Below are 14,724 nucleotides of genomic sequence, written 5' to 3'. Positions count from 1 at the left end.
TAGATCGGCTTAGCCTTATGCTGCGTATCAGACCCGGACAACATGTTCCCTACAGGAGAATAAGATGAAAGTGTTAATCAGTGCAGTAGCGTTGGCAGCGTCACTAATGGCTGCACCCGCGTTGGCCAATCAGTGTGGCGAAATACTTGGCCATTCAATGCAACAGTTAAACACCCGTGAAAGTGTCGATTTATGTGACAGCTTTAAAGGTAAAACCCTGTTGGTGGTGAACACTGCCAGCAAATGCGGTTTTACCAAGCAGTTTGAAGGCTTGGAAGCGCTGTATCAGCAGTATAAAGACAAGGGCTTGGTGGTGCTGGGTTTCCCGTCAGACAGCTTTATGCAGGAATATGACGAGGCTGAGAAGACCGCTGAAGTCTGTTATTTAACCTATGGTGTTAAATTCCCGATGTTTGCCAGCTCTAAGGTACGTGGCGATGAGGCCAACCCGGTATTTAAAGCGCTGATTGCCAAAACCGGCGAGTCACCCAGCTGGAACTTTAATAAGTATCTGGTAAGTAGCGACGAGCAAACGGTGAAACACTTTGGCAGCCGCACCGCGCCGGATGATAAAGGCTTTATTGCTGAGCTGGAGAAAATGCTCTCAGCCAACGCTGCTGCCGCGACTGACAGCAAAGCTGGCGAGTAACATCTGCACCTGAGTAGTCAACTGCGGCCGGAACCTCGAATTGGTTAACGCTAATTTCCGGCTTGTTGACTTTGTTCAAACGCGGTATCAACCGCCGTAGGCTTCGCCTCTGCAGCGCTACGGGCTAATACATCGCAGCGCTCATTCTCAGGGTGGCCGGCATGGCCTTTTACCCAATGCCAGTTCACTTTGTGCTTCGCGGCCGCCGCATCCAGCCGTTGCCACAAGTCCTGATTTTTCACCGGCTGCTTTTGGCTGGTTTTCCAGTTGTTACGCTTCCAGCCAGCAAGCCATTGGGTAATGCCCAAGCGTACATACTGGCTGTCTGTGGTTAGCTCGACATCACAGCTGTCTTTTAAACTCTCCAGCGCCACTATGGCTGCCAGCAACTCCATGCGGTTATTGGTGGTGAGTTTAAAGCCGCCGCTTAATTCCTTGCGATGCTGTTTATAGGTGAGTACCACACCATAACCGCCGGGCCCGGGGTTACCCAGACAAGAGCCATCAGTGTAGATCGCAACTGTTTTGCGCATTAAGCCTTTCCTCAAACCAAAACGGCGTATAATCTAACCCAAATGCGCAGCAAAACGAAATCAGCATGGCAAAAAGACAAATTATTCTCGATACCGAAACTACCGGTATTAACCCGAAAGATGGCCACCGTATCATCGAAATTGGCTGTGTCGAGCTTATTAACCGCCGTTTTACCGGCAATAACTTTCATGTTTATATTAACCCGCAGCGTATTATTGACGCTGAAGCAGTAGCGGTGCACGGTATTACCAATGAGCGGCTGAAAGATGAGCCGGTATTTGCCCAGGTTGCAAAAGCCTTTTTTGACTATATTCAGGGCGCTGAGTTGGTTATTCATAACGCGGCCTTTGACGTTGGCTTTATAAACCATGAGTTTTCCATGCTGCGGCCCGCGTTGCCGCCGGTCGAACAATACTGCACGATTTTAGATACCCTATTGCTGGCGCGGGAAATGCATCCTGGCCAGAAGAATAACCTTGATGCGCTGTGTCGCCGTTACGACATTAACAACAGCCACCGCACATTACACGGTGCTTTGCTCGATGCCGAGATCCTGGCTGATGTATATCTGATGATGACCGGCGGTCAGGTCAGTTTAAACCTGGCTAATGAGCAGGATAATGCCAGCAATAATAGCGGGCCGGTGGCGATACAACGCAGTGGTCGCTTGAAGGTGATCCGCGCCAGCGAGGCAGAGCTGGCTGCACATGAAAGCCGGCTGGATCTGGTGCAGAAAAAAGGAGGCAGTTGCCTGTGGCGAAATTAATCTGCTTACTGATGCTGGTTATGCTGCTACCTGCCTGGGCGCAGCAATCAGAGCAGCAACCACAACAGGCGATTACACCAGAGCAGGTCGAGCAGGCCTTGCAGGAACATGGCTTTGCCCTGCTCAACGACTTGCCGACCAAAAACCAGATCCCGCTGTTTGACAATCGTTTTCGGGTAGATAACAACGTTGAGGAAATAACCTTACTGTTATTTCGCAAACGTGGCTCGGCATCAGCCGTGTTGGTGCGACCTGATGGCAGTAAAATCCACTTCAATACCGCAGAGGCGCAGCAGGTGCGTTGGCATGACGCCAGCAGTTACGACTTAATTCAGATTAAAAACCCTATGCCCGGCCCCTGGCAGGCCATTGGCCGGTTGTTGCCGGAAAGCCGTATTATGCTGCTAACCGAAATCCGGCTGCAGGTCGACCCGTTACCAGCCAATTTAATGGTGGGCGAAACGGTAAAGATCAGTGCCCGGCTAACTAACGGCGACGAGCCGATTACGGCCAAAGACTTTAATGAAGTGCTGGCGCTGGAAGTGATCTTTGTCAGTACCAATAATGCACAATACGATAACTTTGGCCGCGGCGTGGTGCAGGTGGCGCAATTTCGTGATGATGGCAAAGGCTATGATGAAAGAGCACGCGATGGCGTATTTACCGGCGAGTTTCAGCTAAGGTTTGTTGCCGGTGAATGGACGCCGAAATATATTGTCAGAACGCCACTCTATACCCGGGAAGTACAGCAAGCGCCGGTGGTACTCAAACCCGCCCCGATAATTGCGGACATCACCGCCTCACCGGCGGTGCCGGAAGACAAACCACAGCAACAAGCAATACCGCATCAGGTACTGTTTAAAGTGACTGACGCCAGTGTTAATGCCGACAGTGTTTTGCTGCAAGGGCGGGTACGTTATCCCAACGGCGAGGTAGAAAGCTTCTCGCTGAACGAGCCGGGTAGCGCTCCGCGTGAACTGAAGCTGCATAATCGTGGCCATGGTAGCTATATTCTGGAAGTGTCGGCCTATGGCACTATGCAGGATGGCCGTGAATTTATGCTCAATTTACCCGAAGTCAGTTTTGTGGTGAACCGGCCGGTGGCAGAAGCGCCGGTACTGCAAGAGTTACCCCAGCATGTAAAAGATGAAATTGCCAAAGAAAATGCCCCGCCAGAGCCTGAGTTTCCCTGGCTGCTGGTGATCCTGGCTAACCTGGTGATTTTGGGTGGCGGCGGTGTGGCGATCTGGCTGGTGATGACTGATCGTAAATTCGCTGACCTGATGTTCTGGCGTAAGAAGCCAGTAGCACCACCAAGCACAGCAAAACCAGCAGCCACAGCGGCGGCAACGGATAAAAATGCGCCGAATGCGCAAAAAAACAACGATATGGATGACATTCTTGATCTGACCTTGCCGGATGATTAAGGATTAAACAAAAGCGGCAAAAAAGAAGTTGACGGCCTTTTCGCTTATCCGTATCATTCCCGCCGCACTGCAGGATACCCAAATGAAATTTTGCAGCGCAATTGGCGCGGAGCGGTAGTTCAGTCGGTTAGAATACCGGCCTGTCACGCCGGGGGTCGCGGGTTCGAGTCCCGTCCGCTCCGCCAATTTTCGATACACACCGGAGCGGTAGTTCAGTCGGTTAGAATACCGGCCTGTCACGCCGGGGGTCGCGGGTTCGAGTCCCGTCCGCTCCGCCACTGTGTCGAATAAGCTTCCTGACCCGGAGCGGTAGTTCAGTCGGTTAGAATACCGGCCTGTCACGCCGGGGGTCGCGGGTTCGAGTCCCGTCCGCTCCGCCACTGTGTCGAATAAGCTTCCTGACCCGGAGCGGTAGTTCAGTCGGTTAGAATACCGGCCTGTCACGCCGGGGGTCGCGGGTTCGAGTCCCGTCCGCTCCGCCACTGTGTCGAATAAGCTTCCTGACCCGGAGCGGTAGTTCAGTCGGTTAGAATACCGGCCTGTCACGCCGGGGGTCGCGGGTTCGAGTCCCGTCCGCTCCGCCACTGTGTCGAATAAGCTTCCCAATCCGGAGCGGTAGTTCAGTCGGTTAGAATACCGGCCTGTCACGCCGGGGGTCGCGGGTTCGAGTCCCGTCCGCTCCGCCACTTCAGTAAGTTACCCAAGAGCCATAAGCTCACTCCAACGCGGAGCGGTAGTTCAGTCGGTTAGAATACCGGCCTGTCACGCCGGGGGTCGCGGGTTCGAGTCCCGTCCGCTCCGCCACTTTAAACCAGCATTATGCTGGTTTTTTTGTTTTAGGCAGCGGTAGTTCAGTCGGTTACTCTCTGTTAAGAACTTAGCCGGCCTGTCACGCCCCAAGCCAAAAGTGCTCGCGGGTTCGAGTCCCGAGAGCGTAGCCACTTTAAACCAGCATTATGCTGGTTTTTTGCGTTTTAGCCCCGGCGCTAGTGTACACAGCTGTTTATTGTTGACAGCGTGGCCAAAATGTCTTGGCGATTATTTAACAATAATCCATTTTTATATTCTTTTTGTCTGATTTTCGCCGGATTTTTTCTGGAAAAACAGGTACATCACTTCTAGAGTTGTAACTATTGTCAATAAACGGCAGTGTAATTTAGCAAATTATTATATTGCCTACTAATAATAGGTTTGGCCAGGTATGGATACTTTTGAGCTGAGTCAACTGCAGGAAGCCATAGTGCGCTCTGCGGTTGATGCCATTATCGTCATTGATCAACGGGGATTAATGTGTTTTTTCTCTCCATCGGCAGAGCAGCTGTTTGGCTATAGCGCCGCCGAATGTGTTGGTCAGAATGTGCATATGTTAATGCCGGAACCCTTTCATAGTGAACATGATAATTACCTGGCAAACTATGTTGAGGCGGGTAAAACCGCAAAAATTATTGGTATCGGCCGCGATGTGCAGGGCAAGCGTAAAGACGGCAGCATCTTTCCGATGCATTTGTCTGTCGGTGAAGCTAAAGCTGGTGCTAAGCGCTATTTTGTTGGCATCTGCCATGATTTAACGGCATATCAGGCCAGTGTTACAGCACACCTGAGTTTGAGGTCGATGCAGGATGCGCTATTGGAAGCTGCTGTCGATGGCATTATTTCTATCGATGAATGGGGCATAGTGCAAAGTTTTAACCGGGGGGCAGAACTGCTGTTTGGTTACCATAAACAAGAAGTAATCGGTAAAAATATCAGCATGTTAATGACATCAGCACATGCTGAAATGCACGATGGTTACCTGCACAATTATAAAACCAGCGGCAAAGCACAAATTATCGGTATTGGCCGCGATGTGCAGGCGCAACGTAAAGACGGCTCGGTATTTCCTATGCACCTGTCAGTGGGGGAATCCCGCACTGAGCAAGGGCGGCTGTTTGTTGGTGTGTGTCACGACTTATCTGAATTTAAGGCGGTATTACAGCGGCTTATCTCGGCTGAGCAACGCTATCGCGATATCGTACAGAACCAGAAAGAATTTATCTGCCGTTTAAGTAAAAACTCGCGGCTTACCTTTGTTAATAACGCTTTTTGCCGCCAGCTAAACCAGCAGTTGTTTCAAATGCTCGGCATTTCAATTCTCGAGTTTATCCATGCTGACGAGCGCCATAGTGTCGAAGCCTTGCTGGAGCAGCTCAGGCAAGCCGAGAAGTCTGCCACCGTATCGTTATCGGTGAGAATGCTTGGACCAAATAATAATGTGCACTGGGTCGATTGGACCTTTAGTAACCTGGCCGGCAGCGCTGAGTCTGCGGATGAGATTCAGGGGGTTGGCATCGATATCACCGAGCAGGTTAAGGCAAAAAATCATGCTAAATTCCTGACCAATTTTGATACGTTAACCGGCTTACTAAACCGTGAAGGGCTGGCAGAGCAGTTTAACCGCCGGCAAGACCCGCTTCAGCCGTACGCCATCTTATTTATTGATTGTCATCGGTTTCGGCTGATTAATGAAAAATATGGCCACGAGTTTGGTGATCTTATGCTGATAGAGGCCGCGCACCGGCTGCAGAGTGTGTTGCCCGAAGAAGCGTTGGCCTGCAGGCTTGGCGCTGATGATTACATTGTATTGTTGCCGGTCACTGAGCGGAGCAGCTTGCTACCTTTTATGCATTATTTAGTGGAAAAATGTGCAGAGCCTTACTGGTTAGCAAATGAAAAAATCTCGCCCTCAATATGTGTAGGTGGCAGCATTTACCCGGATGATGCCACAGAGCTACATGTGTTGATCCGCCAGGCAGAGGCGGCAATGTTTGAAGCAAAACAGCAGCGGCTGTTATTACGGCTGTATCACGAAGATATTCATAATGCCCTGACCAGACAACTGGAGATAGAGCAGGGCTTACGTCGTGCCCTGGAACAAGACTTGCTTAGCCTGGTATTGCAGCCGAAATACCATTTACAAACCCAACAATTAATTGGCTACGAGGCCCTGCTGCGCTGGTATGACCCCGAGCTTGGCACTATAGCGCCGGATGTATTTGTGGCTATTGCTGAAACTGTGAATCTTGGTAAACAGCTGGACCGTTGGGTGTTGAAAAATGTGCTGCGACAAATCCGGTTATGGCAACTGGCTGGTTTGCAGCCATTACCTGTAGCGGTAAATATTACCGCTAAGCATTTTTCCGATCCGGCGTTATACGATTATATAGCAAGCAAACTGAGCTTATTGGAGTTATCACCGGCATGCCTGCAACTGGAGATCACCGAAGGCGTAGCGATGGAACACTCTCCTACCATTCAGGAGAACCTCAATGCGTTTCGCAGCGCCGGTATTAAAATTGCGATTGATGACTTTGGTACCGGGTATTCATCCTTATCTTATCTGACCGCTTTACCTATCGACTATATCAAGATTGACCGCATCTTTGTGCAACAACTGGATAAAGAGAACAATTTAGGCTTGGTTAAAGCCATGCTGGCGATGGCGCAGGCTATAGGTGTTGCTGTTATTGCAGAGGGTATTGAAACGGCAGAGCAGCAAAACATGCTGTTGGCGTTAGGCTGTGAATTTGGCCAAGGCTATTTTTACGCTAAACCCACCGGCTTGCCCGACATTGAGCAACAGTTGCGTCAGGCAAAGGCTCAACGTGAGAAATAACTTAATTGCGCTTGCGTCGCATAGCGGCTTAACTGCTGATGGATATAGCTTTTATGTAGTGATTGCTCCGAGATTACATAAAACGCATCTATATGCTCCAGCAGCTGGCATTGGTAGTGTTTGGCGAAGGGCAGGTTATGCTGGTGCAGGTAATGGTTAAACGGCTCTTCGTAGGTCAGCAGGGCACTGCTGCGGGCCTTAATAAACATTTCAACCGCACTGATGCTGTCGGGCAGATCGATAAAGGTATAGCCTTTATCGGTTAATACCTGACGCTGGCCATGGTAGTCAAAACCACGAATGGCGGCGATGGTAGGGACTTTGTCGCGTGCCACGGCTGCACCGTGTGTCAGTAACACCAAAGACAGTTGCACATAAGGCGTTGCCACAAAGCTGACGTTATCGGGCAGGGCTTTGGTTTGCTTAATATTAATGGTTAAGTCCACCTCACCGCTTTGCAGCAACTTGTAAAGCCTGGCCGGCGTTGCGCATACGGTAGTAAGTTTAATGGTGTCTGTTTGCAGTAAATGACGGGTTAGCTCTACAGCCTCACCGCCGCAGTTTTCGTTATCGCTCATCACAAAATAAGGCGGGAAGTTATGCACCCCCAGGCGAATTTCACTACCGCTTGCCAGGGTGTTGCCAAGCAGCAAGCTTAACACCAGTAAGATACGCATACAGAGCCTTGCATTCACACTTAGCTGCATCTTAGCCTAAAGACGGACGCTTAAAAACCGGGCCAGCGCAGATAACTGACTGGTCGGATAATGTCCAGCCACAGCTCAGGCCCGCTTTTTCACCAACTGGGCAATATCATCAGCACTGCTGACTACTTTTATATCACTGGTCGTTTTGCGCGGCCGCAGTTTTTCACCCAATACCAGCATACAGGGTGTTAAAAACAGCGTTAGCACGGTGGCGAAGGTTAAGCCGCCGGCTATGGCACTGGATAACTGTGTCCACCATTGGGTGGATGGCGCACCAAAACCCAGGCTGGGTTCCAGCAAGTTAACGTTTACCGCCAACACCATCGGCATCAGGCCCAGCACAGTGGTAATCGAGGTTAACAGCACCGGGCGCAGGCGCAGGCAACCGGTTTCCAGCGCCGCATCTGCCGCTGACAGGCCGGCATCGCGCAGCTGATTGTAGGTGTCGATAAGCACGATATTGTTATTTACTACGATTCCGGCCAGACCAATAATGCCCATACCCACCATCACGATGCCAAAACTCTGGCCATTAACCAGCAGGCCCAGTAGCACGCCGGCGGTAGAGAAAATTATCGCTGATAAAATAAGCAGGCTTTGATACCAGCTGTTAAATTGCAACAGCAAAATCATCAGCATTAAAAAGATGGCAGTCGCAAAGGCGCCGAGTAAAAATGTCATCGCCTCTTGCTGATCGGCGCTTTCACCGGCGGTTTTTACCAGTACATTGTCTGGCAGTTTAATATCGCTGCCCAGCAGTGCCTGTAAACGCTCACTTACCTGAAAGCCTTCAGCTAAATCGCTTTTTATCGTTACGGCTCTGTTACCATCAATGCGTTTTATCACACTGGTTTTCGCTGCCGGCACCAGTTTAATAAAGTTACTCAGCGGCACCTGACCACGGGGGGTTTGAATGGTTAAGCGGCCTAACTGCTCTAAGGAGCGCCAGTTCTGCGGAAAACGCACGCGGATATCCACTTCATCACTGGCGTATTCGGGGCGGAATTTGGCCAGCAGTAAGCCATTACTGATCATCTGCACCGCATTACCCACGGTAAGCACATCGGCGCCGAAGCGGGCGGCAGCAGCGCGGTCAACCTCAATGCGCCATTCTATGCCGGGCAGGCTGCGGTCATCTTCAATATCAACAAAACCACCCGTTTCACGCATTTTGCTCACTATCTGCGTTACAGCCTGCTCGGTTGCCGCCGCCTCCATGCTGCTTACCTGCAGCTCTATCGGCTTACCGGCCGCCGGGCCTTCCTGCTGCTGGCGAAACTCAAGAATGACGCCGGGGATATCAGCAGTAAGCTGGCGCATATCAGCTAATATCGCGGCGGCACGGCGTCTGTCGTGCCAGTCGATAAACTGAAACTGCAAGGTGCCTACCACATCAGGTGCCAGCTCGCCGCCGGCGCTTGCCATAGAGCGGGCATATAGCGCTTTTACCTCTGACAAGCCAAGCAGGCGTTGCTCGACTTGTTGTAGCAGGGCGTCTTTTTCATAAATGGACATATCACCACGCGCCCGCACCCATACTTGTGCCGATTCAGGTTCGACAGACGGGAAAAATTCCAGGCCATGATTGTACTTACCATAAGCGACAAAAATCAGCAGCATAGCGCCCAGCATGCCGGCAAAGGTCAGGCCGGGACGGCGCAGCAAACGGCCAAGCAGGCTGCGATAAGCCTTACCCGCGCTGCTTTGCTGCACTTCATGCACCGGCGGCCGGGCTTTGCTTAAGCCACCCATTACTGGTAAGAAAATCAGCGCCATAAATAACGATGCCAGCAAACACAGGATCACCGTGGCGGGCAGGTACTTCATAAACTGACCGACGACACCGGGCCAGACCAATAACGGCATAAACACCACTATAGTGGTGGCGGTTGAGGCAATAATAGGCCAGGCCATACGGCCGGCGGCATTGGCCCAGGCTTGTTTCGGTGGCTGGCCTTCAGCCAGATTACGATCTGCCAGCTCACTGACCACGATAGCGCCGTCTACCAGCATGCCTGCTACCAGAATCAGGGCAAACAGCACGATGATATTCATGGTGTAACCCAGGGCGGCGATCATCAAAATACCGGCAAAAAAAGCACCGGGAATCGTAATGCCCACCAGCAGCGCCGAGCGCACGCCCATAGTGGCGATAATCAGAATAAGCACCAGTACCACAGCGGTTAACACGTTGTTCAGCAGGTCTGACAGCATGTTTTTCACTTCTTTAGACTGATCCATGATGTAGTTAATCTGCATACCGTCCGGAAACTGGCTGCTGGCTTGCTCTATTAACGTCTTGGTTTGTTCAATGGTGGAGATAATATTGGCGCCGGCGCGTTTTTTCACCTCTAATACCACGGCCGGTTGGCCGTTAATCCGGGCAAACCCCAGCGGATCTTTAAAACTGCGGCTAATGGTGGCAACGTCAGCAAAGGTAATGACAGTATCGCCGTCGGTTTTAATTGGCATCGACAGCACATCGTTTAAATCTTCAATCACGCCAGGCACTTTCATCGCCATGCGACCGGCGCCGGTATCTAAACTGCCGGCGGCCACCAGCCGGTTATTATTCGATACCAGGCTAAACAGCTGTTGGTAATCCAGGCCATAACCTTCCAGTACCTGGGGGTCGACCACGATTTCCAGTAAGTCTTCGCGGTCACCGCCAATATCTACTTCTAATACTTCGGGGATCGCTTCAATATTTTCCTGCAACTGCCGGGCGATAAACACCAACTGGTTTTCGGACACCGGGCCGGATAAACCGACTGACAGCACCGGAAATAAACCAACGTTAATTTCGTTTACCGTAGGTTCGTCCGCTTCGCTGGGCAGTTTAGAACGGGCTGCATCCACCTTTACCCGCACATCGGCCAGCGCTTTGTCGGCATCAAAACCGGCGTCAAATTCCAGCATCACAGAGGCGTGGCCTTCGCTGGCGGTGGAGGTCATTTTTTTAATGCCTTCCAGTGAGCGCAGCTCGTGCTCCATCGGCCGCACCAGCAAACGCTCGCCATCTTCCGGACTGATGCCGTCCAGTGACATCGACACATACATCATCGGAATGGCGACATCGGGGTTGGCTTCTTTCGGGATCGTTTGATAAGCGCTGATACCGGCAATAAATAAAAACACCAGCAGCATCATGCTGGCGCGGCTGCGGCCGATAGCGGCTTGGATCAGCTGATTCATAATGCAGCTCCACCCAGGCGTACCTTGTCGCCGCTGGCAACAAAGCCCGCCCCCTGTGTGATAATACGGGCGCGCTGTGGCAGGCCGCTGACCCAGGCACCGTTATTGTCAACGGTTAAAATGGTCACCGGGTAAGTCATCACTTGCTGCTTCTCATCGACTACAGCAATGGTTAACTGGCCACTGTCAGCCAGGCTTAACAGCGCGGGCGATACCCGATGCGCCTGCACGCTATCGAGCAGTATTTCAACAGTGGCGCTGGCACCGGCGATGCGCCATTGCTGTGGGTTGTCGACCGTAACTTCTATGTAAAAACTGCGGGTGGCGCTATCGGCCGCGTAGCTGATAAAGCTAAGCTCGCCTTGCAGGCTGCGCCCGTCCAGTAAGCGGATCTGCGCCTGTTGGCCGGTGTGCATCGCAGCGATATGCTGCTGAGGAATTTGCGCTGTCACTTTAAGTTTATCAATCTGTACCAGCTGCAAAAGCTCGCTGCCGCTTTGTACCAGCGAGCCTACTTCAACATGGCGACGGTCTATTACACCGGCAAAAGGTGCCTGCGGTACCGTTTGGCGCAGTGCCAGGCTGGCGGTTTGCATTTCTGCTTCGGCTTTGGCTAATTCGCTTTGCAGCCGGGTAAGCTCAGTTGCTGATAAAAACTGCGCTTTACCCAATGTCTTGGCACTGGCCAATTCAGTTTGGCGCAGGGTTAAATTCGCTTTAGCTTGCGCCAGTATGGTGCTGCGGCCTTCATCAGAAATCCGCAGCAAGTCATCACCTTGTTGTACAGCGTCACCCTGCAATTTTAGCAAGGCTTCAATCCGGCCTGCCTGTTGGGCTTTTATACTGACACTGCGCCAGGGCAACACCTGCCCCTGCGCAACCTGGGTTGCCTGGTAGGGCTGTGCCTCTGACCAGTGCGTTTCTACCAGTGGTAGTTGTTTTTCCGGTAATTGCTGTGCGGCCGGTGCGCTGTGCTGCGCGCTGTCATGGTCACCGCTTAACAACCAAAGTACTAAGGCGACACCGAGAATAACGGCCAGAATAACAGGAGAGCGGGGCAGTGTTTTCAGCATAAAGCGTCCTTGACGGCAAAAGGGTATCGGATGGTTTTAGTACAGCGGTAAAATATACCTACAGGTCTGAATGTCAGCAAGCCGCTAACTGTAAGCAAATATGGCTGGTTTAACAGAGTTTGCACTCTGTTAAACCGATAGACAGCGATTACGGTTGGCTGCGGGCAAAGCGACCTAATTGCTGCTGGGTACGGGCGGTGCCGGCCAGCAGATCTTTTGCCGCCTGATCAATCGACGCCATCTGGCTGTAGGCATCACTGGTTACCTGCTCTATCGCAGTTAAATGCTGGTGGGTTTGCTGATAACGCTGCTCCAGCTGCAGCACGGTCTGGTTGATATTCTGAATGCCGTTTTTCGCCTGTTGCAGCTCCTGTTGCAGTTGCTGAAATTCGTCACTGGTATTGGCAATTTGCTGCTGCGCTTGCTGTGCCTGCTGGTTTAGGCTTTGTGACTCGCTGCGTGTTTCGCCGACCAGCTGCTCCATTTCATTTAAAAAGCCGGAAATTTGCTTGGTAGCGTCATTTACTTTAGCGGCCAGGGTGCGCACTTCATCTGCCACTACGGCAAAGCCGCGGCCGGCATCACCGGCACGCGCCGCTTCAATAGCCGCGTTTAATGCCAGCAGGTTAGTTTGATCGGAAAAGGTTTCCACCATCACCAGAATTTGCCGTACATTTTCAGAGTTTTTGTGTAAGCCGGTAATGGTGCTGGCAAAGCTATCGAGCAGTGTCACTATACCGGCCAGCTGCTTGCTCAGTTGCTGCATCTGGCTGCTGGCGACTTTGGCTTTATCTACTGCAACAGTGGAGACGTTATTTACCTCGTCACCGTGCTGCACGATGTCGGCCAGTTCATGCAGTACCAAATCGCTGTCGCGGCGAATTTGTCCGCTACGCTGCTCGGTATCCTGTAAATGGCTGCGGGTGCTTTTAACTGCCTGTGCGACCTGTTCATTCACCTGATGGGTTTCCCTTGCCTGCAGATGAATATCGCCCAGTAATACCCCCAACTGGCTGACAAACTGATTGTACTCTTCGGACAGGGTGCGAAACTCATCAAAGGTAAAGGCCGGCAGCCGGTGCTGTAAGTCGGTGCCTTTACGGTTGGTGTCGTGCAAAGCGCTGACCAGGGCTTTTACCGGCCGCACAATCAGATAATGCATATAACCTACAGTAAACACAAAGGCGCCAAGCCCAAGCAGTGCCAATACCCACCAGGCAGTGTCGGCACCGCCTTCGGGGTAGGCTAAATACAGCGCCAGGATAAAAAAGATAGCTAAAAAACTGATATTGCCAACAATTTTGCGGCTTAAGGTGGCAAAAAAACTGCGCTCAATAAACAGGTAAACAGAGGTGAAAGCCGTCATAAGGTCGCTCGTCCTGGTAAGCTAAACTGAGTAAAATCAGCATAACATAGCCAATAACAGCCCGCGACCTCGATACTCTATAACGGCTTGATCTGCAGCAAATGCAGCTTAAATGGGGAGGCGGCGGCTGATAAACCAGCCGGCGACCATAGCGCCAATAAACACCAGCGTACCAACACTGCCGGAACTTATCGCCGCCAGTGCGGGCCCGGGGCAATAACCCACCAGGCCCCAGCCGGCGCCAAACAATAAAGAGCCAATAATCAGGGGTTTATCCAAATCTTTTTTGCTGGGTAAGCTAAAGTGGCTGGCAAATAACGGCTTGTCCTTTTTGGCAAACAGCCAAAACCCGGTGCTGTAAACGGCCAAACCTGCTGCCATTACCAGCATCAGGCTGGGATCCCAGTTTGCATTTAGCGTTAAAAAGCCCAGCACTTTTTGCGGATCGATCATCTGCGAATAAGCAACACCGACCGACATCAGTAAACCGGCAACAAAAGCAATAATAATGGGCATACTTGTCTCCTTAGCGCAGCAAAGTGGCAACTACAACGCCACTTAACATAAACAGCAGGGTGGCAGTAACCGAGCGGGGCGATAACCGGCTGATACCACAAATACCGTGGCCAGAGGTACAACCGCTACCCCAGCCGGTGCCAATACCGACCAGTAAGCCGGCGACAATGACCTGCCAGCCAAACTCTGGCGTGCTGTAGCTAAAATCAGTCACCAGCAAGCCAAGCAGTAACGGGCCGGCAACCACGCCGGCGACAAAGGCCAGCCGCCAGCTGCGCCCCTCGCTGGAAAACAGCGCCGAGCTGGTAATGCCAGAAATACCGGCAATACGACCGGAAAAGATAAACAACATAACGGCGCCCAGGCCAATCAGGCTGCCGCCGACGACAGCTTCAAACGGGGTAAAGTTTTCCATGCTATGCTCCTGTTACTGTTTGGTGGCCAAACCGGCATCCAGCCAGGCTTGCATGCCGCCGGCTACCGAATACACCTTGCTAAAGCCCATCCGCTGCAGTGATTCGGCCGCCAAAGCCGAGCGTGCGCCAGAGCGGCAAATCAGGTAAACATTTTGCTGTGCCAGCTGGCTTAAGGCCACGGCCGGCTCGCAGCCGCTGGCGGCCACTTTGGGGTGGTTGTGAATATTCATCTCCAGCACGCCACGTGGGTAGTTCACCGCGCCGACGATATGCTGCTGGCTAAATTCGGCAGGCTCGCGCACGTCTATCAGTACGGTTTCACTGTCTTGTGTCAGCGCCTGTTGTAAGGCATTAACGCTGACTTCCTGTATCGCGGCTTTGGCTTCGGCTACTAGCTGTTGTGCAGTTTTCATTTTCCCCTCC

General features: G+C 52.0%; 12 protein-coding genes and 7 tRNA genes. 11 read left to right on the top strand and 8 right to left on the bottom strand.

All coding sequences use genetic code 11. The annotated features are described in order from the left end of the window. Positions 1–64: 64 nt before the first annotated feature. On the top strand, positions 65–649 hold the full coding sequence (locus tag RNAN_RS11220; RefSeq protein ID WP_008221828.1) for a glutathione peroxidase: 585 nt from the start codon (positions 65–67) through the stop codon (positions 647–649). 50 nt (positions 650–699) lie between these two features. Here the strand turns inward: RNAN_RS11220 and rnhA are convergent, their stop codons facing one another. Next, positions 700–1,182 (bottom strand): ribonuclease HI, encoded by a 483-nt coding sequence (rnhA, locus tag RNAN_RS11215; protein ID WP_008221825.1) that lies wholly within the window; start codon positions 1,180–1,182, stop codon positions 700–702. Positions 1,183–1,247: 65 nt separating this feature from the next. Here rnhA and dnaQ point away from each other — a divergent pair, with 65 nt between their 5' ends. The 10 genes from dnaQ (at position 1,248) to RNAN_RS11165 (ending at position 7,028) form a co-directional block, all read left to right on the top strand. Next, positions 1,248–1,949 carry a DNA polymerase III subunit epsilon gene (gene dnaQ / locus RNAN_RS11210; protein ID WP_008221823.1) on the top strand — a complete coding sequence of 234 codons (702 nt, stop codon included), beginning with the start codon at positions 1,248–1,250 and terminating at the stop codon, positions 1,947–1,949. Continuing rightward, positions 1,937–3,376 (top strand): TIGR03503 family protein, encoded by a 1,440-nt coding sequence (locus tag RNAN_RS11205; RefSeq protein WP_008221821.1) that lies wholly within the window; start codon positions 1,937–1,939, stop codon positions 3,374–3,376. Before dnaQ ends, RNAN_RS11205 begins: the two co-directional genes overlap by 13 nt. Before the next feature lie 108 nt (positions 3,377–3,484). Then, positions 3,485–3,561: transfer RNA gene (locus RNAN_RS11200), tRNA-Asp, on the top strand. A gap of 16 nt (positions 3,562–3,577) precedes the next feature. Continuing rightward, positions 3,578–3,654: transfer RNA gene (locus RNAN_RS11195), tRNA-Asp, on the top strand. Positions 3,655–3,679: 25 nt separating this feature from the next. Further along, a tRNA-Asp gene (locus RNAN_RS11190) sits at positions 3,680–3,756 on the top strand. Positions 3,757–3,781: 25 nt separating this feature from the next. Continuing rightward, a tRNA-Asp gene (locus RNAN_RS11185) sits at positions 3,782–3,858 on the top strand. A gap of 25 nt (positions 3,859–3,883) precedes the next feature. After that, positions 3,884–3,960 (top strand) — tRNA-Asp (locus RNAN_RS11180). A gap of 25 nt (positions 3,961–3,985) precedes the next feature. Then, positions 3,986–4,062, top strand: a tRNA-Asp gene (locus RNAN_RS11175). A 41-nt stretch (positions 4,063–4,103) separates the two neighbouring features. Then, positions 4,104–4,180 (top strand) — tRNA-Asp (locus tag RNAN_RS11170). 397 nt (positions 4,181–4,577) lie between these two features. Then, positions 4,578–7,028 (top strand): sensor domain-containing protein, encoded by a 2,451-nt coding sequence (locus tag RNAN_RS11165; protein ID WP_008221817.1) that lies wholly within the window; start codon positions 4,578–4,580, stop codon positions 7,026–7,028. Here RNAN_RS11165 and RNAN_RS11160 read toward each other — a convergent pair. The 7 genes from RNAN_RS11160 to RNAN_RS11130 all read right to left on the bottom strand — a co-directional run bounded on the left by RNAN_RS11160 (position 7,013) and on the right by RNAN_RS11130 (position 14,714). Beyond that, on the bottom strand, positions 7,013–7,705 hold the full coding sequence (locus RNAN_RS11160) for a transporter substrate-binding domain-containing protein (RefSeq protein WP_008221815.1): 693 nt from the start codon (positions 7,703–7,705) through the stop codon (positions 7,013–7,015). The two genes, RNAN_RS11165 and RNAN_RS11160, sit on opposite strands and share 16 nt — an antisense overlap. A gap of 105 nt (positions 7,706–7,810) precedes the next feature. Beyond that, complete coding sequence (locus tag RNAN_RS11155; RefSeq protein ID WP_008221813.1) at positions 7,811–10,930, bottom strand: efflux RND transporter permease subunit; 3,120 nt, start codon at positions 10,928–10,930, stop codon at positions 7,811–7,813. Further along, entirely contained in the window at positions 10,927–12,003 is a 1,077-nt protein-coding gene (locus RNAN_RS11150) for an efflux RND transporter periplasmic adaptor subunit (protein WP_008221810.1), read from the bottom strand. The genes RNAN_RS11155 and RNAN_RS11150 overlap by 4 nt, the downstream gene beginning before the upstream one ends. 148 nt (positions 12,004–12,151) lie before the next feature. Further along, complete coding sequence (locus RNAN_RS11145; RefSeq protein WP_008221808.1) at positions 12,152–13,369, bottom strand: methyl-accepting chemotaxis protein; 1,218 nt, start codon at positions 13,367–13,369, stop codon at positions 12,152–12,154. Positions 13,370–13,477: 108 nt separating this feature from the next. Next, positions 13,478–13,885: a DUF6691 family protein gene (locus RNAN_RS11140; protein ID WP_008221806.1), complete on the bottom strand. Its 408-nt coding sequence runs from the start codon at positions 13,883–13,885 to the stop codon at positions 13,478–13,480. A gap of 10 nt (positions 13,886–13,895) precedes the next feature. Continuing rightward, the gene (locus RNAN_RS11135) at positions 13,896–14,300 is read right to left on the bottom strand and encodes a YeeE/YedE family protein (RefSeq protein ID WP_008221805.1); all 405 of its coding nucleotides are present in this window, start codon (positions 14,298–14,300) and stop codon (positions 13,896–13,898) included. A 12-nt stretch (positions 14,301–14,312) separates the two neighbouring features. Further along, entirely contained in the window at positions 14,313–14,714 is a 402-nt protein-coding gene (locus RNAN_RS11130; protein ID WP_008221803.1) for a rhodanese-like domain-containing protein, read from the bottom strand. Between the last annotated feature and the right edge of the window lie 10 nt (positions 14,715–14,724).

The sequence above is a fragment of the Rheinheimera nanhaiensis E407-8 genome (assembly GCF_000296695.1).
Lineage (GTDB): Bacteria > Pseudomonadota > Gammaproteobacteria > Enterobacterales > Alteromonadaceae > Alishewanella > Alishewanella nanhaiensis.
The sequence above is the reverse complement of the archived record's forward strand: the minus strand, read 5'-3'. Positions and strand labels throughout refer to the sequence as shown.